This window comes from Actinosynnema sp. NPDC023794, from assembly GCF_040639675.1.
GTDB classification, from domain to species: Bacteria; Actinomycetota; Actinomycetes; order Mycobacteriales; family Pseudonocardiaceae; genus Actinosynnema; species Actinosynnema luteola.
The window spans coordinates 76,270-96,366 of sequence record NZ_JBFAFR010000026.1; the positions used below are offsets into that span (position 1 = coordinate 76,270).

General features: G+C 72.4%; 19 protein-coding genes. 12 read left to right on the forward strand and 7 right to left on the reverse strand.

Features of this window, described 5'->3' with window-relative positions:
- Positions 1-149: 149 nt before the first annotated feature.
- Positions 150-413, reverse strand: a complete 264-nt coding sequence (locus AB0H12_RS34740; RefSeq protein ID WP_499628638.1) for a hypothetical protein — start codon at positions 411-413, stop codon at positions 150-152.
- Positions 414-474: 61 nt separating this feature from the next.
- Positions 475-1,527: a magnesium and cobalt transport protein CorA gene (locus tag AB0H12_RS34745; RefSeq protein ID WP_499628674.1), complete on the reverse strand. Its 1,053-nt coding sequence runs from the start codon at positions 1,525-1,527 to the stop codon at positions 475-477.
- Positions 1,528-1,650: 123 nt separating this feature from the next.
- Here AB0H12_RS34745 and AB0H12_RS34750 point away from each other — a divergent pair, with 123 nt between their 5' ends.
- The 8 genes from AB0H12_RS34750 to AB0H12_RS34785 all read left to right on the forward strand — a co-directional run bounded on the left by AB0H12_RS34750 (position 1,651) and on the right by AB0H12_RS34785 (position 8,266).
- The gene (locus tag AB0H12_RS34750; protein WP_499628639.1) at positions 1,651-1,803 is read left to right on the forward strand and encodes a hypothetical protein; all 153 of its coding nucleotides are present in this window, start codon (positions 1,651-1,653) and stop codon (positions 1,801-1,803) included.
- A complete protein-coding gene (kdpF, locus tag AB0H12_RS34755; RefSeq protein ID WP_499628640.1) occupies positions 1,800-1,901 on the forward strand; it encodes a K(+)-transporting ATPase subunit F in 102 nt (33 codons plus the stop codon). The genes AB0H12_RS34750 and kdpF overlap by 4 nt, the downstream gene beginning before the upstream one ends.
- Positions 1,901-3,523: a potassium-transporting ATPase subunit KdpA gene (kdpA, locus tag AB0H12_RS34760; RefSeq protein WP_499628641.1), complete on the forward strand. Its 1,623-nt coding sequence runs from the start codon at positions 1,901-1,903 to the stop codon at positions 3,521-3,523. Before kdpF ends, kdpA begins: the two co-directional genes overlap by 1 nt.
- A complete protein-coding gene (kdpB, locus tag AB0H12_RS34765) occupies positions 3,520-5,508 on the forward strand; it encodes a potassium-transporting ATPase subunit KdpB (protein WP_499628642.1) in 1,989 nt (662 codons plus the stop codon). Before kdpA ends, kdpB begins: the two co-directional genes overlap by 4 nt.
- Before the next feature lie 7 nt (positions 5,509-5,515).
- A complete protein-coding gene (locus AB0H12_RS34770) occupies positions 5,516-6,043 on the forward strand; it encodes a potassium-transporting ATPase subunit C (protein WP_499628675.1) in 528 nt (175 codons plus the stop codon).
- Positions 6,044-6,191: 148 nt separating this feature from the next.
- On the forward strand, positions 6,192-6,887 hold the full coding sequence (locus tag AB0H12_RS34775; protein WP_499628643.1) for an MFS transporter: 696 nt from the start codon (positions 6,192-6,194) through the stop codon (positions 6,885-6,887).
- Positions 6,888-6,904: 17 nt separating this feature from the next.
- A complete protein-coding gene (locus tag AB0H12_RS34780) occupies positions 6,905-7,393 on the forward strand; it encodes a hypothetical protein (RefSeq protein ID WP_499628676.1) in 489 nt (162 codons plus the stop codon).
- Between the two features lie 51 nt (positions 7,394-7,444).
- On the forward strand, positions 7,445-8,266 hold the full coding sequence (locus tag AB0H12_RS34785; protein WP_499628644.1) for a hypothetical protein: 822 nt from the start codon (positions 7,445-7,447) through the stop codon (positions 8,264-8,266).
- 2 nt (positions 8,267-8,268) lie between these two features.
- Here the strand turns inward: AB0H12_RS34785 and AB0H12_RS34790 are convergent, their stop codons facing one another.
- From AB0H12_RS34790 to AB0H12_RS34800, 3 genes are all read right to left on the reverse strand, one after another.
- Positions 8,269-9,156: a DUF2268 domain-containing putative Zn-dependent protease gene (locus AB0H12_RS34790; RefSeq protein WP_499628645.1), complete on the reverse strand. Its 888-nt coding sequence runs from the start codon at positions 9,154-9,156 to the stop codon at positions 8,269-8,271.
- 286 nt (positions 9,157-9,442) lie between these two features.
- Positions 9,443-11,263 carry an ABC transporter ATP-binding protein gene (locus AB0H12_RS34795; RefSeq protein WP_499628646.1) on the reverse strand — a complete coding sequence of 607 codons (1,821 nt, stop codon included), beginning with the start codon at positions 11,261-11,263 and terminating at the stop codon, positions 9,443-9,445.
- A 214-nt stretch (positions 11,264-11,477) separates the two neighbouring features.
- Positions 11,478-13,073, reverse strand: coding sequence for a tannase/feruloyl esterase family alpha/beta hydrolase (locus AB0H12_RS34800; protein WP_499628647.1), 1,596 nt, complete (start codon positions 13,071-13,073; stop codon positions 11,478-11,480).
- A 197-nt stretch (positions 13,074-13,270) separates the two neighbouring features.
- Between AB0H12_RS34800 and AB0H12_RS34805 the strand changes: the two genes are divergently transcribed.
- The 3 genes from AB0H12_RS34805 (at position 13,271) to AB0H12_RS34815 (ending at position 17,731) form a co-directional block, all read left to right on the forward strand.
- Positions 13,271-13,846, forward strand: a complete 576-nt coding sequence (locus AB0H12_RS34805) for a CGNR zinc finger domain-containing protein (RefSeq protein WP_499628648.1) — start codon at positions 13,271-13,273, stop codon at positions 13,844-13,846.
- Positions 13,846-16,629 (forward strand): ATP-binding protein, encoded by a 2,784-nt coding sequence (locus AB0H12_RS34810; protein WP_499628649.1) that lies wholly within the window; start codon positions 13,846-13,848, stop codon positions 16,627-16,629. The genes AB0H12_RS34805 and AB0H12_RS34810 overlap by 1 nt, the downstream gene beginning before the upstream one ends.
- A 94-nt stretch (positions 16,630-16,723) precedes the next feature.
- Positions 16,724-17,731 (forward strand): alpha/beta fold hydrolase, encoded by a 1,008-nt coding sequence (locus AB0H12_RS34815; protein WP_499628650.1) that lies wholly within the window; start codon positions 16,724-16,726, stop codon positions 17,729-17,731.
- 49 nt (positions 17,732-17,780) lie between these two features.
- Here the strand turns inward: AB0H12_RS34815 and AB0H12_RS34820 are convergent, their stop codons facing one another.
- A complete protein-coding gene (locus AB0H12_RS34820) occupies positions 17,781-18,212 on the reverse strand; it encodes an organic hydroperoxide resistance protein (RefSeq protein ID WP_499628651.1) in 432 nt (143 codons plus the stop codon).
- A gap of 183 nt (positions 18,213-18,395) precedes the next feature.
- Here AB0H12_RS34820 and AB0H12_RS34825 point away from each other — a divergent pair, with 183 nt between their 5' ends.
- Entirely contained in the window at positions 18,396-19,487 is a 1,092-nt protein-coding gene (locus AB0H12_RS34825) for an aldo/keto reductase (RefSeq protein WP_499628652.1), read from the forward strand.
- On the opposite strand, the gene AB0H12_RS34830 is transcribed toward AB0H12_RS34825, so the two are convergent.
- A complete protein-coding gene (locus tag AB0H12_RS34830; protein ID WP_499628653.1) occupies positions 19,478-20,065 on the reverse strand; it encodes a TetR/AcrR family transcriptional regulator in 588 nt (195 codons plus the stop codon). The two genes, AB0H12_RS34825 and AB0H12_RS34830, sit on opposite strands and share 10 nt — an antisense overlap.
- Between the last annotated feature and the right edge of the window lie 32 nt (positions 20,066-20,097).

Here is a 20,097-nt window from a genome sequence, read left to right on the forward strand (position 1 = left end):
CGCACACCACCAGACCTGCGACAACACGAACCGGACGGCTCACGGGGCCTCCAACCTCGACGACGGCGCGCGCTTTGTACCCCGTCGAGGCGTCCCGGGGGTGAACGCCGGGTGGCGAGCGATCGCACCGTCGCGTGGCGTTCACGGCACTAGTGGCCGCGGGCTTCCATGACCAGCAGCATCAGCGAGAGCAGGAGTTGCAGGACGGCGACGGACGTGCCCGTGACCGCGGTCCAGTCCAGGCGGTACTCGGTCTTGGTGGCCATCGACAGCACGCCGCAGGCCACCGCGCCGACCGCCAGGACCGTGCCGCCGGCCGGGATCGGCCAGCTGAGCAGCGCGAGGCACAGCGAGATCGGCCCGAGCCAGGCGTCCTTGCCCGGTCGGTCCTTGGCGGGGAGCTGCCGCATCATGCCGTCCATGGTGCCGTGGACCGGATCTCCCGGGCGCACCGCCACCGGCTTCCCGCGTTCGTCACAGCCACCGGTTGCGCTTGAACAGCTGGTACAGGACCAGGCACACGGCCAGCGTCACCGACAGCACGAACGGGTAGCCGTACTGCCAGCGCAGTTCCGGCATGTGGTCGAAGTTCATGCCGTACACGCCCACCACCATGGTCGGCACGGCGATGATCGCCACCCACGCGGAGATCCTGCGCATGTCGTTGTTCTGCTGCAACGACACCTTGGCCAGGGTCGCGTTGACCAGGGTGGTCAGCATCTCGTCGAACGCGACGACTCGTTCCGCGGCGGCGGTGAGGTGGTCGTCGACGTTGCGGAAGTAGGACCGCACCTCGTCCGGCACGAGCGGGCCGCACGCGCCCTCGCTGAGCTTGCGCAGCGGGGCCGCCAGCGGCATGACCGCCCGCCGCAGTTCCATGATCTCCCGCTTGACCAGGTACATCTGCTCGACGCCGATCTCGCTGCGCGGCGCGAACACCGCGGTCTCGACCAGGTCGATGTCGCCCTCGAACGCCTCGATCACCTCGCGGTAGCCGTCGACCACGCGGTCGGCGATCTCGTGCAGCACCATCGCGGGCCCCGCGGCCAGCAGGTGCGGCGCGGCCTCCAGCTGACGGCGCACGTCGCCCAGCCCCGAGTGGTGGCCGTGGCGGACCGTGACCACGTAGTCGCGGCCGAGGAACACCATGATCTCCCCGGACTCCACGATCTCGTTCGCCGTCGTCGGCGACTCGTGCTCCACGAACCGCAGGGTCTTGAGCACCATGAACAGGTTGTCGTCGTAGCGGTCGAGCTTGGGGCGCTGGTGGGCGTGCACGGCGTCCTCGACGGCGAGCTCGTGCAGCCCGAACGCCTCGGCGACCTCGCGGATGTGCTCCTCGTCCGGCTGGAACAGCCCGACCCAGACGAACCCGCCGCCGCGCGACCGGACCTCGGCGGCGGCGTCGGCGGGCGACAGGTCGCCGGGCAGCCGCACGCCGTCGACGTAGACCGCGCACGCCACCACGGCGTCCCGCTTCACGTCCGTGACCTCGCCGGGGACGCCGTCGGCGGCAGGGCTCACCATGCCGGTCATCCTGCCGCACCCCGTGCCCGGAGGGGTGAGGGAGGGGAATGCGCGTTCGAATCGCGTCAACGACGGGTTCGGGCGCGTCAAGAGGGCGTCAGTCCGACCGGTGCGCGCGATCCGGTGCCGCACGCTGTGCGCGTCATGGCCGCCGAGGGCGGCTCGAACTCGTGGTCGGAGAGGAGCACGCGGATGGCCGACTTGGCCTGGGCGGTGCTGCTGGTCGTGGTGTTCCTGGTGTTGGCGACGGCCGTGCGCGGACTGGAGAGGTTGTGAGCAGCTCCGGTCCGGTCGCCAACGCCGTCGCCGGCGTGCTCGCCCTGCTGCTGATCGGCTACCTGTTCGTCGCGCTCATCCGGCCGGAGAGGTTCTGATGTCCCCGACCACGGCCGGCCTGCTCCAGGTCGGCCTGCTGATCTGCGCCCTCGCGGTCGTGTACCGACCGTTGGGCGACTACCTGGCCCGCGTCTACACGAGCACCCGCCACCTCGGGGTCGAACGCGTCATCTACCGGCTGGGGCGGGTCGACCCCGACTCCGAGCAGAAGTGGAGCGGCTACGCCTTGGGGGTGCTCGGCTTCTCGTTCGTCGGCGTCGTGCTGCTCTACGTGCTGCAACGCGTCCAGCCGTGGCTGCCGTTCGACTTCGGTCGCGGCGCGGTCGAGCCGGGCATGGCGTTCAACACCGCGGTCAGCTTCGTGACCAACACCAACTGGCAGTCGTACGTGCCGGAGGCCGTGCTGGGCCACACCGTGCAGCTGGTCGGCTTGACCGTGCAGAACTTCGTGTCCGCGGCGGTCGGCCTGGCGGTCGCCATCGCCTTGGTGCGCGGTTTCGTGAGGCAGCGGACCGACCTGCTCGGCAACTTCTGGGTCGATCTGGTGCGCGGCGTGGTGCGCGTGCTGCTGCCGATCTCCGCCGTGTCCGCGGTCGTGCTGATCGCCCTCGGCGTGGTGATGAGCCTGAAGTCCGGCGTCACCGTGGACGGGCAGGAGGTGGCGATCGCCCCGGCCGCGAGCCAGGAGGCCATCAAGGAGCTGGGGACCAACGGGGGCGGCGTCTTCAACGCCAACTCGGCCCACCCGTTCGAGAACCCGAACCCGTGGTCGAACCTCGTGGAGATCTTCCTCCTGCTGGTCATCCCCGTGTCGCTGACCCGCACGTTCGGCACGCTCGTCGGCGACCGGAGGCAGGGGATCGTGCTGCTGAGCGTCATGGGCGCGTTGTGGGCGGGCATGCTGGCCGTCGTCTGGTGGGCCGAGACGAACGGGCTGCGACCTTTGGAGGGCAAGGAACTCCGGTTCGGCGTGCCCGCGTCGGCCCTGTTCGCGAACTCGACCACCGGCACGTCCACGGGCGCGGTGAACTCGCTGCACGACAGCTTCACCGGCCTGGGCGGCGGTGCGCTGATGCTGAACATGCTGTTCGGCGAGATGACACCGGGAGGCGTCGGCACCGGCCTCTACAGCATCCTGGTGATGGCGGTCATCGCGATGTTCCTGGCCGGGCTGATGGTCGGCCGCACGCCGGAGTACCTGGGCAAGAAGCTCGGCCGGCGGGAGGTGACCGCGGCGGCGTTGTCGATCCTGGCGATGCCGGCCGTGCTGCTGATCGGCGCGGGCGTCGCGGCCGTGCTGCCGTCCACTCCGGACGCGTTGAACAACACCGGCCCGCACGGCTTGTCCGAGGTCCTCTACGCCTACGCGTCGGCGTCGAACAACAACGGCAGCGCGTTCGCCGGCATCACGGTCACCGGCGACTGGTTCCAGGCGTCCCTCGCGGTGTGCATGCTCGTCGGCCGGTTCGTGCCGATCGTGGCCGTGCTCGCCTTGGCCGGTTCCCTGGCCGCCGGGCGGACCGTGCCGCGGACGGCGGGCACCCTGCCCACGACCGGGCCGCTGTTCGCCACCCTGCTGGCGGGCAGCGTCGTTCTGGTCGCCGCACTCACCTTCGTGCCCGCCCTCGCCCTCGGTCCCATCGCGGAGGCCCTGCTGTGACCCACACCGACAGCCCACAGTGGATTGTACTGGCGGCCGTCCCCGACGCGCTGCGCAAGTTGCACCCTCGCGACCAGGTGCGCAACCCGGTCGTGTTCGTGGTGTGGATGGGATCGCTCCTGGTGACGATCTTCGCGGTCGGCGACCCGAGCGTGTTCACCATCGCGGTGGCCGGGTGGCTGTGGGTGACCGTGTTGTTCGCCAACCTCGCCGAAGCGGTCGCCGAGGGGCGCGGCAAGGCTCAGGCCGACTCGTTGCGGCGGGCCAGGAGCGACGCCGTCGCCCGCCGCCTCACCGGTGACGGCGCCGAGGAGCGCGTGCCCGGGTCCGAGCTCCGCCTCGGTGACCTGGTCGTGGTGGAGGCGGGCGAGGTCGTGCCCGGTGACGGCGACGTCGTCGAGGGCATCGCCACCGTGGACGAGTCCGCGATCACCGGGGAGTCCGCGCCCGTGGTCCGCGAGGCGGGCGGCGACCGGTCGGCGGTGACCGGCGGCACCACGGTGCTGTCGGACCGGATCGTCGTGCGCGTCACGACCAAGCCGGGGGAGACGTTCGTGGACCGGATGATCGCGCTGGTCGAGGGCGCGCAACGGCAGAAGACGCCGAACGAGATCGCGTTGACGATCCTGCTGTCGACGTTGACGATCATCTTCCTGCTCGCGGTGGTGGCGTTGCAGCCGTTCGCGGTCCACTCCGGCGGCGAGCAGTCGGTGGTCGTGCTGACCGCGTTGCTGGTGTGCCTGATCCCCACCACGATCGGCGCGCTGCTGTCGGCCATCGGCATCGCGGGCATGGACCGGCTGGTGCGGCGCAACGTGCTGGCCACGTCCGGCAAGGCGGTCGAGGCCGCGGGCGACGTCGACACCCTGCTGCTGGACAAGACCGGCACGATCACGTGGGGCAACCGGCGCGCGACCGCGTTGATCCCGGTCGGCGGCACGGCCCAACGCGCGCTCGCCGAGGTCGCCCGGCTGTCCAGCCTGGCCGACGGCACGCCCGAGGGCCGCAGCGTGGTCGAACTGTGCGTGGAGAGGTACGGCCTGCCGGCCGAGGCGAGCGGGTTCGAGAAGACCGGCGAGTTCGTGCCGTTCAGCGCGCACACCCGGATGAGCGGCATCGACCTGGGCGGTCGGCGCATCCGCAAGGGCGCGGCGAGCGGCTTCGCCCTCGGTGAGGACACGCGCCGGATCGTCGACGGGATCAGCGGCGACGGCGGCACACCGCTCGTCGTGGCGGAGGACGACGTGGTGCTGGGCGTGATCCGGCTGTCCGACGTGGTCAAGCCGGGCATCCCGGCCCGGTTCGCCGAACTGCGCGCCATGGGCATCCGCACGGTGATGGTGACCGGCGACAACCCGTTGACCGCGAAGGCGATCGCGGTGGAGGCGGGCGTCGACGACTACCTCGCCGAGGCCAGGCCCGAGGACAAGATCGCGCTGATCCGCCGCGAGCAGGACGGCGGCCGGCTCGTCGCGATGACCGGCGACGGCACCAACGACGCGCCGGCGCTGGCACAGGCCGACGTCGGCGTGGCGATGAACTCCGGCACGGCCGCGGCGAAGGAGGCCGGGAACATGGTCGACCTCGACTCGGACCCGACCAAGTTGATCGAGATCGTGGAGATCGGCAAGCAGTTGTTGGTCACGCGGGGCGCCCTGACCACGTTCTCGGTGGCCAACGACCTGGCGAAGTACTTCGCGATCCTGCCCGCGATGTTCGCCGCCATCCACCCGCAGCTCGACCGGCTGAACGTCATGCGCCTGGCCACGCCGCAGTCGGCGATCCTGTCGGCGGTGATCTTCAACGCGCTGATCATCGTGGTGCTGATCCCGTTGGCGCTGCGCGGCGTGCGGTACCGGCCTGCGGGCGCGTCGGCGTTGCTGCGGCGCAACCTGGTGGTCTACGGGCTGGGCGGCGTCGTGATGCCGTTCGCCGGCATTTGGGTGATCGACCTGCTCGTCCGCCTCATTCCCGGAATCGGGTGACATCGTGCTGACCAAGTTCTCGAGGCAGGCGCTCGCGGGACTGCGGGTCCTGCTCGTGCTCACCGTGCTCACCGGCGTGCTCTACCCGGCCGCGGTGTGGTGCGTGTCGCGCCTGCCCGGCCTGCACGCCAACGCCGAGGCCGTCGACACGACGCTGATCGGCATCGACCGCTCGGATGACGAGTGGTTCCACCCCAGGCCGTCCGCCGCGACGCCGCCCGCGTCCGGCGGCTCGAACAAGGGGGAGTTGGACGTGGGCTACGGCGCCGTGATCGCCGAACGGCGGGCCGTGGTCGCGCGCCGCGAGGGCGTGCCCGAGGCCGCCGTGCCGCCGGACGCCGTCACCGCGTCGGCGTCCGGCCTGGACCCGCACATCAGCCCCGCCTACGCCGACCTCCAGGTGCCGCGCGTGGCCCGGGCGACCGGCCTCGCCGAGCGCGACGTGCGGCGACTCGTCGTGGCGAGCACCGACGGCGGCTTCACCGAGACGGTCAACGTCGCCGAGCTCAACCGGGCACTGGAGCACGCGCGGTGATCTCCGGTGCACGTCCCGCCGCGGCGGGACGTGCACCGGTTCGTCGCCGGGGTGAACGGCCATGCGGTTGCGCTGTTAGGGAACGTTCCCTAACGTCTGCGCCGGCGTCGCACGCCGAATCCGTGAACAGGACCCCGGGGGAGATCCCATGAGTGCAGACACGCGAACCGGCCTGAGCCGGTCGCGGACCAACCTGGCGCTGACCGCGTTGTTCTTCGGCACGTTCGTGATGGGCACCGCCGAGCTGATCGTGGTCGGCGTCCTGAACCTCATCGCCGAGGACCTGGGCGTCTCGATCGGGACCGCCGGCAGCCTCGTCACCAGCTACGCGCTGGGCATCTCCGTCGGCGGACCGGTGCTGACCGCCCTGACGATCAGGTTCGCCCGCAAGCGGCTGCTCCAGGTGTCGTTGGCCGCGTACGTCCTCGTCAACGCCATGGCCGTGATGGCAACGGGCTTCGGCCTGCTGCTGGTCGCACGCGTGCTCACGGGCTCGCTGCACGGCTTGTTCATCGGGGTGGCCTTCGCGGTCGGCGCGGGCATGGTGCCGCCGGAGAAGATGGGCAAGGCGATCTCGTTCGTCTTCGGCGGCACCGCCGTCTCCACCGCGCTCGGTGTCCCGATCGGCACCTTGATCGGCCAGAGTCGCGGCTGGGAGGCCTCGTTCGCCGCGATCGTCATCGCCGGGGTGCTCACGTCGGCGCTGGCCGTGGCGGTCATCCCGTCCGTGCCCAACTCGGGTATCGGCGGCTTCGGGGCGCAGGCCAGGCACGCGTTCGCGCCGAAGGTCCTGGCCCTGCTCGGCCTCGGTTTCCTGATCATGGCGGCCAGTTCGCCGGCCTGACGTTCATCCAGCCGTTCCTGGCCGAGGTCACGGGCGTCTCCGGCGGCACGACCGCGCTCTTCCTGCTGGTGTACGGCATCGCCAACGCCGTCGGCACGTTCGCGGGCGGCGCGGCGGCGGACCGGAACGCGAGCGTCACGATCGTCGTCTGCGGCGTCGTCCTGGTGCTCGCGCTCGCCGCGTTGTACTTCCTCGGGTCGAACCCGGTGGTCGCCGCGATCGCGCTGTTCGTGTGGGGGATCGTCGGCTTCGGCATGGTCCCGTCGATCCAGCACCGGGTGGTCGGCCTCGCCGGTCCGGGTCGTGACCTGGCGGCCACCCTGCCCGCGTCCGCGGTCACCTTGGGCATCGCGATCGGCGCCGCGGTCGGCGGCTCGGCGGTCGGCGGCGGCTCGGACGGCCCGATGCTCGTCTCGCTGGTCGTCTGCGCGGCTGGCGCCATCGCGGCCTGGGTGACCGGCTACCTCAAGCCCACCCCCGAAGTGGTGACGACCCCGGCGACCTGAACGGGTGGTTTCCGGACACCGTGACGGGGCGGGGACGTTAAGTTGCCCGGTGTGAAGAGATCCGTTTGGGTAGTCGTGCTCGCGCTGGTGGCAGGTTTGGTCACGCCGGTGCCGGCGATGGCGGTGGTGCGGTCGCCGGCGGAGTGCGCGGCGTCGTTGGACTGCACGGCCGCCGAGATCGACCGGATGACGATGGCGGACCGGGTGGAGTTCCTCCGGTTGGTGCAGAGCGGTCCCGCCGCGGGGCTGGGCGCGGCGGACCGCTGGCGCAACATCGAGGGCGTGCTGTCGTTCTTCCACGATCACGGGCTGGGCGCGCCGGGCACGTGGGTCTCGCACGTCGACGCGGGGATCCTGGAGGGCATCGAACGCGGCGTCGCGCTCGCGCTCGGTCGGTCGACCGACGGCTTCGGCAACCCCGGTTCGGCGCGGTGGGCCGACTACCTGACCCGGCTGCACCGGGGCGAGCTGACCGTCCGCAACGTCCACGACCGGGCGTGGAGCGAAGCCGAGCAGGCCTCGACCGACCACGGCGCCGCGGTCGCCGAGCGGGTGCACGGGGTCGCGCCGACGGCGGTGGAGCGCCGGTTCTTCCTGTTCTCGGAGTTCTACCGGTGGGCCCTGCGCAACCGCCCGGTGGTGCTGGACCTGCTGCTGGTCTACGCCGCGCTGCTCAACCCCGTGCTGGTCGTGCGGCGCGTGCCGTTCCTGGACTGGTTGACCGACGTGCGCGAGTCGGCGCCGTCGCGCAAGGGGTCCGAGATCGCCTACGCGTACGCGCAGCTCGACCCGGTCAACGGCGCGTTCGGCACCGTCGACCTCCTGCTCGCCTACATCCCGGAGCTGTACGAGGAGTTCGAGGCGACCAGGTAGGACTACGGGACGCGGCTGAGCGCCGTGTCTACGACCTCCCGGCTGTCCACCAGCAACGCCTCCGCCGCGGTGCGGCCCGTCGTCGCCAGGTAGGCGTCCACGAGCCGGTTGCCGACGGCGTAGCCGGCGCCGGTGGGCAGCCCGACCGGGGTCGCGCCGTAGCGGGCGGCGGCTTCGTCACCGTGCACCCAGGCGGTGAAGTTGTGCATCCCGGTCACGCCGAGGCCGGAGACGACCTTGGCGAACACCGCGTCGTCGTGCAGGTGCGGCACGCCGATGCGGGCGTGCCCGAGCTCGTCGCCGTACAACTGGCGGGCGAACGCGTCGGCGAGACCCTCGGACACCACGTGCTCACCCACGGTGACCGTCGCCGGGTCCCACACGACGGCGCCGGGACCGTAGCGGAGGTTGTGGTTGAGCTCGTGGACCGCCGTCGCCTCCAACCGCGCCAGGTTCTCCGGGTACGGCCAGAAGTTCAGGAACACGTAGCCGGACACGCTGCCGTTCGCCGTCATGCCCAGGTTCGGGCCCATGAAGTGCGCGTCACCGGGATCGCCGAGGACGATGAGCACGGTGATGTCCGGCACCGTGAGGCCAGGGGTCGCGGCGAGCTGCACGGCGAGGGCGTCGTGGAGGGCGTGCTCGATCCGGTTCCACGCGTCGGCGTCGTGCAACGCCTCCAAGGCCTCCCGGCACCGTTCCTCGTCGCGGTCGATCGGGAACCCGGAGCCCATCCCGTGCATCGCGACGAGGTCGACCTCGCCGGGGAAGTGCCGGTACATGCCCGCGGCCGGTTCGAGCATGGCCTTGAGCAGCTCGGGCCGGTCGGTTCGCGGCGACCGCAGGATCTCGCGCATGGCGGGGTAGGTGTCCAGGACCGTGATCTTCATGTCGGGGAACGCTAAGCGTTCCAGCGACTGGAAGCTCAAGCCCGCTCGGCCCAACCGGGCCGTCGCCGATTCAGCATCGCGTCGAATGCGCAGGTCCTCGGCCGCCACGATCCCAGCTGGATCGACGGGCCTCGAGGGCTACGACCCGGACCGGTTCGGCCACGTCGCGAAAGCCGCCGAACGGGTGCTGATCACCCGGTGAGGAGTTGCTCGTCCTCGACCTGATCCTCTACGCCCTGCGGGGAAGGCCGGGGACCGTCACTGCGGTGATGTGCGGCGGTCCGGCTCAGGACGGCTCGGCCCCCACCGGGTCCGGAACGCCCACGCCCACCTCGTCCGGCGCGGCCTCGTCCAGGAACCCGCCGGACTGGTGGCGCCACAGCTTCGCGTACGAGCCGTCGGCGTTCAGCAGTTCGGCGTGCGTGCCCTGTTCCACGATCCCGCCCCGGTCGAGCACGACCAGCCGGTCCATCCGCACGACGGTGCTCAGACGGTGCGCGACGACGAGCGCGGTGCGTCCCTCCATGAGCCGCCACAGCGCTTCCTGGACCAGCACCTCGCTCTCCGAGTCCAACGCGCTGGTCGCCTCGTCCAGCAGCAGGATCGGCGCGTCGCGCAGGATCGCGCGGGCCAGCGCGACCCGCTGCCGCTGCCCGCCGGACAGCTTGACCCCGCGTTCGCCGACGATCGTGTCGAACCCGTCGGGCAGCGCCTCCGCGAACTCCGTCACGTGGGCGGCGCGGGCGGCGCGCAGGATCTCGGCGTCGGTCGCCCCGGGTCGGGCGAAGGCGATGTTCTCCCCGAGCGTCCGGTGGAACATGGCGGGGTCCTGGGGCACGTACGCGACCAGGCTGCGCAGGTCCGCCTGACGCAGGCGCGCGATGTCCTGGCCGCCGATGAGGATCCGGCCCTCGTCGACGTCCATCAGCCGCAGCAGCAACCGGGTGAGCGTGGTCTTGCCGCCGCCGGAGCGGCCGACCAACCCGATCCGCGTGCCCGCCGGCACGTCCAGGTCCAGGCCGGTGAACAGCGGCTTGTTGCCGGCGTGCGCGAACACCACGTGGTCGAACCGGACCCGGGAGTCCTCGACGCGCAACGGCTCCGGTTCCTCCGGGTCGAGCACGGTCGGGTCGTCGAGCAGCAGTTCGGTGAACTGCGCGGCCTCGGTGAGCGCGCTCTCGACCCGCCGATAGATCTGGTTGAACTCGAACATGATCCGCGTCGCGTTGGTGAAGTACGCGAACGTCACCACGATCGCCTCCACGCCGAGCCCGCCGCTGACGCCGACGGCGACCGCGAGGCCGAGCGCGTTGGTCAGCACGGACAGCGGCGCGACCAGGGTGTCGATGCGCAGGTTGCCGTAGTCCCACGACCGCAGTGCCAGCACACGGGTCTCGGCGGCCCGGTTCCGGTGCTCCGCGCTCTCGCGCTCCTCGGCGGCGAACGCCCGCACCGTCTCCATGTTCGTCAACGTGTCGGCGACGTGGCCGGACAGCCGCGCGTACGCGGCCTCACGCTCGGCGACCAGGCGTTGGCGACGGCGGATGAGCGGCGCGACCACGAATCCGGTGACGACGATCAGGCCGAGCAGCACCACGACGAGCAAGGGGTGGTAGCTCCACAGCACCACGCAGGCGAAGCCCAGCGGGACGAGGTTGGCGACGATCTTGAACGCCACCGTGTCGACGAACTCCTCGAAGCGCGACGCGAAGCTCAGCACGCGCTTGGTGAGGGAGCCCGCGAAGTTGTCGTGGAAGAACGCGGCGTCCTTGGCGAGCAGCGCGTCCATGCCGAAGATGGACAGGTGCTCGATCCCGCGTCCGTCGGTGCGGTTGAGGCAGTGGACGCCGATGCGCCACAGCAACTCGGCGAAGAGCATCAGGCCGGCGAAGACCAGCAGGTACGGCAGCACGGTGGTGAAACCGGTGTCGCCGCGCTGCGCGAGGCGACCCGCGAGCGCGCCGACCGCCAGCGGCGTCAGGTAGAGCAGGCAGGTGTTGCCCAACGCGGGCAGCACGAGCGCGCCCACGGCGAGCATCCGGTGCCTGCGCAACTCCCGCCCGTACAGGCGCAGGGCGAGCAGCACCGCGGTTTTTCGTTTGTTCACGGGTTTTTCGGAACCTGGAGCGACCATCCGACTCCTTTCGAAGGCACCTCGGAGTCGTCGATGTTGCCCCACTGGACCGGGTGACGGCGATCGATTAACGGCCACCTGCCCCGCCCGGTAGCCCGGAATTCCCGCTGTGCCAACGGTTTCGAGGGCGACATGAGATCCCGGAGGCCACCGCCCGCGCCGGGTGCCGGCACGGGCGGTGGTGGGATCAGCGGCGCGTGCAGCGGTAGCTGGACGCGACCGCCGGATCACCGTGCCCGCGGTACCGCGAGACCTGCGGGTACGCGCAGAGGTCGCGGGTCCGGCTGCCGTCGGCCGTCGCCGCGGGCAGGGTCGACGGTGCGCGGCCGTGCTCGACCCAGTCCACCAGCGCGCCGAGCGGGTTCGTCGGCGCCGGGCCCGTGCCGCCGCCGCAGTGCTCCACGCCGGGTGCGAGGAACAGGCGGTAGAAGTCGTTCACGCGGTCGGCGCCGCCCAGCCGCCGTTCCACCCGGTCGCGGTAGGCGAGCGTGCCGCCGGGCGGGATCAGCTGGTCCGCCGTGCCGACGAAGGTGAGGAGCTTCCCGCCCGCCCGCCGGAACCCGCCGAGGTCCGGGTCCGACGTGCCGATGACCTCGTCGTACTCGCGCACCGACTGGTGGAACAGCTCGGTGAACCGCTCGTAGGTGATGGTGGAGGTGTCGAACCCGGGCTGCTTCGCCAGGAAGGTCCGCACCCACGCCACGGCGACCGGGAACCCCGGTGACGACGGGACGCCGTTCTCGTCGACCACCGTCCTGGCCAGCCAGGCGAAGTCCGCGCCCTTGGGCAGCCCCGACCACAGGTTCCGGCCGCGCGTGTCGGTCGGGCCGGCCCAGATCTTGCGCACGACCTCCGCGTCCTCGGCCGTCACGGCGACCTCCTCGCCGGCGCAGAGCACGGTGGAGCCAACCAGCGCGCGGGGGTCGTAGCCGCACTCCTCCGGACGGTCGACGACGCCGTCGGTGACACCGTCGTGCGGGTCGCAGGCCGCGATCGCGGCCCGGCGGAACGCGGAGAGGACGCAGTCGCTCGGGAAGTGGCGGTCGTTGTGCATCACGGTCTGCGGCCACAGGGTCGCGACCGCGAACCGCGTCCAGTCGACCGCCGGCGCGTTCGCCAGGATGCCGTCGAAGTCGCGCGGGTGGTCCTGCGCTTCCGCGTAGCCCTGCCGACCGCCGGTCGAGCAGCCGTTCCAGTACGAGTACGACACGGGACGGCCGTAGAACGCCCGGGCCACCGCCTTGCCGATCACCGCGGACTCGTGCGCGGAGCGGGTCGCGAAGTTCGTCAGCAGCGTCGTGTCGACCTCGCCTCCGGCGGTCAGGGCCCAGCCGGTGTCCAAGGGGTCCGACGACACGCCGGCGTCGGTGGTCACGCCCGCGTAGCCGTCCTTGACCGCCTGGACCAGTGGCGCGCCGAAGTCACCCGCGGCGTAGGCGTTCCCGCCGACCGCCTGCAGGCGACCGGTCCAGCCGGCGCCCGGCAGGGCCACCGCGACCGTGACGTGGTCGTCCCCGTCGTGGGTGAGGGTGACGGTGACCTGGCAGTACGGCGGCACGTCCGTGATGGGCGCGGGCGCGGAGAACGGCGTCTGCGGGAACGTGACGGTGCCGCCGGGTCGGGGCTCCGCCCGCACCGCCTCGATCCGCGCGCCCGCCGGGGCGGAGAGGGGGACCGGGGCGCACGTGGTCGTGCCCGTCGTGCCCGCGGGCTCGGCGGAGGCCGGCGCCACGAGCAACGCCGGCGCCAGAGCGGCGAAGACGAGTTTCGTCCAGAGTCTCATCGACTTCCTCAGTGGATTCGTGACCCGAGAAGGGGTCAGGAGCGCGCTCGCACGACACGTGCGAGCGGTGAGGGAGTCGCCGAGCCCGTGAGCGGGCCCGTCCGAGTGACGACCGGGTCACTGTGGCACGGCCGTCCGCAACCTGTCAAACCGGTTATGGATTGGCACGGGCATTCATCACCTGTCAGACTGGTTACGTGGAGCACGCCTTCCCCTGCGGGGACCCCGCACTGGATCTCGCGGGCACACTCCGCGCGCGGCGCAGCCCTGCGCCGCGCGAGATGCTGAGCACGCCGCGCGCCCTCGACGCGTGGTTCGTCGAGTCCGGGGTGGCCGACACGGCGCCAGGTGCTGCCGTGGCCGACCTCGCCGCGGCCGTTGCCCTCCGCGAGTCGATCTACGTCCTGGTGCGGGGCCGGATCGTCGGGGAGCGCGACGAGCCCGCGTCGGTCGACCTGCTCAACCGGGTGGCGGCCCTCCCCCCGGTGGTGCCCAGCCTCGAGCCGGCCGGGCGGGTGCTCACGGCGACGGTGGAGCAGGCGCTGTCCTCCGTGGCCCGGCACGCGATCGGGATCCTCGGCGGTCCGGCGGCCGACCTGTTGAAGGAGTGCGGCCGTCCGGAGTGCACGCAGGTGTACGTCGACTCGTCGCGCGGCTTCCGCCGGGAGTGGTGCGCCATGGCCACCTGCGGCAACAAGATGAAGGCACTGGCGCACCGCGCGCGGCTGCGCGGCAACCCGCCGCTTCGCCCCTCACGGCTGGCGGCCGGGTGATGCCGCTGCTGGGAAGGGACGCCGAGCTGAAGGCCCTGGCCGAGCTGGTGGACGGTCCGGTGGGGCGTGGTGGCGTCCTCCTGCGCGGTGAAGCGGGTACCGGCAAGTCCGCGCTCGTGGCGGAAGCCGTCGCCGCGGCGACGATCGCCGGGCTGCGCGTGCTCGGGACGACCGGGGCGGAGGCCGAGCGGAACCTCCCGTACGCCGGGCTGCACCAACTGCTCTACCCGGTGCGGGCGGGCGTGGCCGGGCTGCCCGGTCCGCAGCGGGACGCGCTCCGGACCGCCCTCGGGCTCGCCGACGGCCCGGCGCCGGGCGCCTACCTCGTCGGTCTCGCCGCGTTGACCCTGCTGGCCGAGGAGTCCGCGAACCGGCCGCTGCTGGTCGTCGCCGAGGACGTGCACTGGCTCGACCGCGCGACGCTCGACGTGCTCGCCTTCGTGGCGCGCCGGATCGAGTCCGAGCCGGTCGTGCTGCTCGCGACGCTGCGGGACGGTGAGCCCACGCCGTTGCTGGACGCGGGGTTGTCGCTGATGACCGTCGGTCGGCTGTCGGACGAGGTCGCGGCCGGTGTGCTGGACTCGGTCGCGCCAGGCCTGACGCCGGTGGCGCGGGAGCGGGTGCTGGCTCAGGCGGCCGGAAACCCGCTCGCGCTGGTCGAGTTGCCCACCGTGGCGGAACCGCTCGGGCCGGACCCGGTGCTGCCGCTGACCGACCGGCTGGAACGCGCGTTCACCGCGCGGGTCGCCGCGCTGCCCGCGCCCACCCGCACCGCGCTGCTGGTGGCGGCGCTGAACCAGAGCGACCTGGTGCTCGAGACGCTGGAGGCCGCGGGCCTGATCTTGGGTTCGGCCGGGCCGGCGGTGCTCGCACCGGAGGTCGGAACGCCGGCGGCTCCGGTCCTGGGCGCGGCAGGTGAGCCGGGGACCCTCACGTCGGACATCCTCGCGCCGGCCGTCGAGGCCCGGTTGATCGAGCTCGCCGGCCCGGTGTCGACCTTCCGACATCCCCTGATCCGCTCGGCCGTGCCCGCGGCGGCGACGTTCGACGAACGCCGGCAGGCGCACCTGGCGCTCGCCGAGACCCTCGTCGCCCGGCCGGACCGCCGGGCCTGGCACCGGGCCGCCGCGACCTCCGGAACGGACGAGGACGTGGCGATCGAGCTGGAGCAGGCCGCCGAACGCGCCCGGCGTCGGGGCGGGCTCGCCGCCGCCGTGGCCGCCCTGGAGCAGGCAGCCCGGCTGAGCGGGTCGCGGTCCCAGCGGGCGGCACGACTGCTGCGCGCCGCCGAACTGGCGGTCGAGGTGGGCCGACGCGACACGGCCGAACGGCTGGTGCGCGACGCACAGGCCCTGGACCTCACGCCGCACCAGCGCGCCACCGCCGGCTGGGTGCTCAGCGGCTTCGAGGACGGCGTCCGGGAAGACGTCTCCCGCGTCGCGGAACTGGGCGGGCTGGCCGCGTCGGTCGCCGACGACGGGCAGGTCGACGCCGCCGCCCGGATCCTGTGGGGCGCCGCCATGCGGTGCTTCTGGGCCGAACCGGGGCCGGACGCGCGCCGTTCGCTGCTGGAGGTGGCGGACCGGCTGCCGGTCGGCGCGCACGAGCCCGCCGTGGTCGCCATCACCGCGTACGTCGCGCCCTTCGAACGGGGCGACGCCGTGCTGACCGAGCTGCGCGCCCTGGTCGGCGCCACCGGCACGGACCCGGAGGTCGACCGGTACCTGGGCAGCGCAGCCCTGCAGGTGGGCGCGTTCGACCTGGCGGCACGCTCGTCCTCGGCGGCGGCGCCGGGGCTGCGTGCCCAGGGCCGCCTCGGGCTGCTGGCCAGGGCGCTGGCCGTGGAGGCGTGGTGCCGGACCCGGCTCGGCGACCTGACCGCGGCCGTGCCGGTCGCGGCCGAGGCGGCGACCCTGGCCCGGGAAACCCGGCAGCCGTTCATGCACGGGCTGGCCACGGCCGTCCAGGCGGAGATCGCCGCGCTGCGCGGTGACCACGGGCGGGCCGCGGCGCTGGCCGGCGAGGCGGAACGGGTCGGACTCGCCGCGGGCGCACGCCCGGTGCTGGCCACCGTGCGGCTCGCGACCGGGATCTCGGCGTCGGGCGAGGGCCGCTTCGAGGACGCGTTCGCGGACCTGAGCCGGCTGCACGACCCCGCCGACCCGTCGTACCACCTGGCCCTGCGCGCCTACTGCCTCCCCGAGTTGACCGAGGCCGCCGTGCGGGCCGGCCGGACCGACGCCGTGCGGGACATCGTGCGCGACCTGGAGCTGCCGGCCGCGTCGACACCCTCGCCGGCGCTGCACATCGGGCTGCGCTACGCGCGTGCCGTGCTGGCGCCCAACGACGAGGCGAAGCCGCTGTTCACGGCCGCGTTGCGAGCCGACCTGACCGGGTGGCCCGCCGAACGGGGCCGCCTGCACCTGGCGTTCGGCGAGTGGCTGCGCCGGCAACGGCGGGTGGTGGAGTCCCGGACGCACCTGCGCGCCGCCAGGGACACCTTCGACGCGCTCGGCATGGCGGCGTGGGGCGAACGCGCCCGGCGTGAGTTGCGCGGCGCGGGGGAGTCGAGCCCGAACCGCGACCCGGACGCGCGGGAGAAGCTGACACCGCACGAGTTGGGCATCGCGCGGTTGGCCGCCGAGGGCCTGACCAACCGGGAGATCGGGCAACGGCTGTTCCTGTCGCACCGGACGGTCGGCACCCACCTGCACCGGATCTTCCCGAAGCTGGGCGTGACCTCCCGCGCCGACCTGGGCAAGGCGCTCGACGCGCTGCGGTGACGTACACCGGCAGCGTCACCCGACGGTCGCGGCGGCCCGCACGGCGCACCTAGCGTCGCCGTCGTCCACGGTGAGACGGCACAGGGAGCCGGAGATGATCAGCAGGAGAACGTTCGGCCGGGCGGTCGCGGCGGGCGCCGTGGCGACGTCGTTGCCCGCCGCCACCACGTCGACCGCCGCCGCGCTGGGCGGGCGGACCGGCGGAAACACCTCGCTCGGCCGGGTGAAGCACGTGCGGGCCGGTGTGCTCGACATCGCCTACGCCGAGTTCGGCCCGCGCACCGGCCAGGCCGTGGTGCTGCTGCACGGCTGGCCGTACGACGCGCACAGCTACGTCGACGTCGCACCGCTGCTGGCCGGCGAGGGCTACCACGTGCTCGTGCCGTTCCTCCGCGGCTACGGCGCGACCACGTTCCTGTCGCCGCACACGGTCCGCAACGGCCAGCAGTCCGCGGTGGCGCTCGACGTCATCGCCTTCCTGGACGCGCTGCGGATCGACAAGGCGGTGCTCGGCGGGTTCGACTGGGGCGCGCGGACGGTCGGTGCGGTCGCCGCGCTCTGGCCGCAGCGCTGCAAGGCGATCGTCGCGGTGAGCGGGTACCTCGTCACGAACCTGAAGAAGAACTTGGAGCCACTGCCACCGGCGGCCGAGCAGAACTGGTGGTACCAGTACTACTTCGCCACCGAACGCGGAGTCCTCGGCTACCGCCGGGACCGGTACGAGTTCAACAAGCTGATCTGGCGGGACGCGTCGCCGCTGTGGGACTTCGACGACGCGACGTACGACCGCAGCGCGGCGGCGTTCGACAACCCCGACCACGTCGACATCGTGATCCACAACTACCGCTGGCGTCTGAGCCTGGCGCCCGGCGAGGCCCGGTACGACCGCTACGAGCGGGAACTCGCCACCGCGCCGGCCATCGCCGTGCCCGCGATCACGATCGGCAGCGACTTCGACGGCGCGGCGGCGGACGGAGCGTCCTACCGCGACAAGTTCACCGGCCGGTACGACCACCGAATCTTCGAGGGCATCGGCCACAACGTCCCGCAGGAAGCGCCGCAGCCGTTCGCCAGGGCGGTCATCGACGCGGACCGCCTCTGAAACGCGACGCACGCGCCCGACCCCGGCCGGGCGCGTGCGTCCACAGTGATCAGACGGCGGTGGCGTGGAGGGCGACCTCGATGTTGCCGCGGGTCGCCTTCGAGTACGGGCACACCTGGTGCGCGCCGTCGACGAGCTGCTCGGCGGTCGCCTGGTCGATGCCCGACGCCGTCAGGCGGAGCACCGCGCTGAGCTTGAACTCGCTCCCGACGGTGTCGTGGTGCAGCGTGATCTCCGCGACCACGGCGAGGTCCGTCGGGCGGACCTTCTTCTCCGCCGCCACCCGGCGCACCGCGCCGACGAAGCAGGACGCCCAGCCGGCGGCGAACAGCTGCTCCGGGTTCGTCGCGCCGCCCGCGCCGCCGAGCTCCTTCGGCACGGCGAGGGCGACGTCGAGCGCGCCGTCGTCGGAGGACGCACGGCCACCGTTGCGCCCTTCCGCGGTGGACGTGGCGACTGCGGTGTACGTGACTTCGGACATCGGTTTCCTCTGCGTTCTCGGGAGATTCGTGCGTCGGGACCGCGGTGCTCGGACTTCACCGCAGTGCCCGGACCGACACTAGGAACGCGGTGCGGTCCCCGGCGACCGTCGGACGACGTCATGGGTGTACGTCATCGATTTCTGTACTTGCGGGTACATTTTCGGCTCTGCATCGTGGGTTCCATGGCATTGGACGACTACTTCTTGTTGGGCCGTTCCGGACTGCGCGTCAGCCGGCTGGCGCTGGGCACGATGAACTTCGGCACCGGCGGTTTCCACGCCGCGTACGGCAAGACCGAGGACGAGGCCCGGCCGATCTTCCGGCGCTACCTGGAGGCGGGCGGCAACTTCGTCGACACCGCGGACTTCTACACCGCGGGCGAGAGCGAGACGATCGTCGGCCGCCTCGTCGCCGAGGCGGGCGTGCGCGACCGGGTGGTGCTCACCACCAAGTTCACCAACAGCGTCGACCCCGGCGACCCGAACGCGGGCGGCAACGGCCGCAAGCACATGACCCGGGCGGTCGAGGCGTCGTTGCGGCGTCTGGGCACCGACTACGTCGACCTGTTCCTGCTGCACACGTGGGACCGGATGACACCGGTCGAAGAGGTGCTGCGCACGTTCGACGACCTGGCGCGGGCGGGCAAGATCCGGCACGCGGGGCTGTCCGACGTGCCCGCCTGGTACGCCGCACGGGCGCAGACCCTCGCCGAGGCGCACGCGCTCACCCCGATGATCAGCCTCCAGCTGCCGTACTCCCTCATCGACCGGACCATCGAGGCGGAACACGTCACGGTGGGGCAGGAGCTGGGTCTCGGCGTCACGGCGTGGAGCCCGCTCGGCGGCGGCTTCCTCACCGGCAAGTACCGCCACTCCGACGCCGGCCTGACCGGCGAGGGCAGGCTCGCCGGCGGCGGGTCGTCGTGGACCGACCGGCAGTGGGAGCTGCTCGACGCGGTGGAGGCCGTGGCCGCCGAGTCGGGGGTGACGACGGCCCAGGTCGCGCTGAACTGGGTCGCGACCCAGCCCGGGATCGGCGCGGCCATCGTCGGCGCGAGCAGCGCGGAGCAACTCGGCGCGTCGGTGGCGGCGCTGGACTTCGAGCTGCCCGCCGAGCTGCGCGCCCGGCTCGACCAGGCCAGTGCCGAGCCGCCGGCGTCGGTCTACCGGATGTTCACGCCGGACTACCAGGAGTGGCTGGTCAGCCCCGGCGTGAAGCTCGGCGACAAGCCGGCCGGCTACCGCCCGGTCGTGCGCAACTGGGTTCAGCGGTAGTCGCGCAGGTGGTCGAGGCAGAGGTCCAGGGCGGATTCCAGGTGGTCGGCGGAGCCCGTCGACAGCAGGATCGTCACCCCTCCCTGGATCGCCGCGATCACGGCGCCGGCCGTGCGGTGCGGGTCGACGCGACGGCTGATCCGGCCGCTGTCCTGCATCTGCTCGATGCCGACCCGGACCTGGTGCTGCCACTGGGCGAGCAACTGCCGGGTGACCGCCTGCGCCGCCGGGGTGTGCCTGCCGACCTCGGTGATCAGCACGCCGAGCGGGCAGTGCACCCCCTGCCTGCGGTAGCGGTCGACCACCACGTCCCGCCACCGCCGCCACGCCGCCCACGACGTGAGCTGCCCGAGGTGCGGCTGCTGGTCCTCGATCACCCGGTCGGCCTCCCACTGGGCCACCGCCAGCAGGAGCTGTTCCTTGCCGTCGGGGAAGTAGTGGAACAGCTGGCTCTTGCCGGTGGCGCTGCGCCGCCCGACGTCCTCCAGGGTGACCGCGTTGATGCCGCGCTCGCGGATCTCCGAGGCCATCGCCTCGACGATCCGCTGCCGGGTCGCGGCGCCCTTCTTCGTGAGCACTGGCCCTCCCTGGACTGTGCCGACCGGTCCAG

Coding starts and splice junctions, on each gene's coding strand:
- AB0H12_RS34800 (WP_499628647.1), bottom strand. CDS start 13,073: ATGAGACTCTGGACGAAACTCGTCTTCGCCGCTCTGGCGCCGGCGTTG.
- AB0H12_RS34820 (WP_499628651.1), bottom strand. CDS start 18,212: ATGTCCGAAGTCACGTACACCGCAGTCGCCACGTCCACCGCGGAAGGG.
- AB0H12_RS34740 (WP_499628638.1), bottom strand. CDS start 413: ATGATGCGGCAGCTCCCCGCCAAGGACCGACCGGGCAAGGACGCCTGG.
- AB0H12_RS34810 (WP_499628649.1), top strand. CDS start 13,846: ATGCCGCTGCTGGGAAGGGACGCCGAGCTGAAGGCCCTGGCCGAGCTG.
- AB0H12_RS34825 (WP_499628652.1), top strand. CDS start 18,396: ATGGCATTGGACGACTACTTCTTGTTGGGCCGTTCCGGACTGCGCGTC.
- AB0H12_RS34815 (WP_499628650.1), top strand. CDS start 16,724: ATGATCAGCAGGAGAACGTTCGGCCGGGCGGTCGCGGCGGGCGCCGTG.
- AB0H12_RS34745 (WP_499628674.1), bottom strand. CDS start 1,527: ATGGTGAGCCCTGCCGCCGACGGCGTCCCCGGCGAGGTCACGGACGTG.
- AB0H12_RS34790 (WP_499628645.1), bottom strand. CDS start 9,156: ATGAAGATCACGGTCCTGGACACCTACCCCGCCATGCGCGAGATCCTG.
- AB0H12_RS34775 (WP_499628643.1), top strand. CDS start 6,192: ATGAGTGCAGACACGCGAACCGGCCTGAGCCGGTCGCGGACCAACCTG.
- kdpA (WP_499628641.1), top strand. CDS start 1,901: ATGTCCCCGACCACGGCCGGCCTGCTCCAGGTCGGCCTGCTGATCTGC.